General features: G+C 49.6%; 1 protein-coding gene. It reads left to right on the top strand.

Going from position 1 to position 264, the window contains the following annotated elements; genetic code table 11:
- The coding region (locus Q4528_RS14230) for a hypothetical protein (protein ID WP_303522278.1) at positions 1-264 on the top strand (264 nt) is incomplete at both ends.

The following is a 264-nucleotide window of genomic DNA, read 5'->3' as shown; positions in this document are numbered from 1 at the left end:
CGGTATTCCTGTAGCGACTTTGCCAGAGAAAACCGCTGCCCCACGAGCTGCTCCAGCCAAGGAAGCTTTAGGCCAAGGGGGTAGGGTTGAGCAGGACTCACCTCAACCTTCAAAACCAGCTAAGCAGAAACCAACAAACCCTGAAGCTAAGCGGTTAAACCCAGCCCAAACAATTAACGAAGCAAGCACTCGTTTAAAAATAGCTAAAACCGCGATTACCGACGCTAAGGCAGCAAATTCTGCTCTTCCCAAAACGCCTTATAC

It is taken from the genome of Staphylococcus pasteuri (assembly GCF_030547725.1).
GTDB classification, from domain to species: Bacteria; Bacillota; Bacilli; order Staphylococcales; family Staphylococcaceae; genus Staphylococcus; species Staphylococcus pasteuri.
This window is presented reverse-complemented; position numbering and strand designations above follow the sequence as displayed.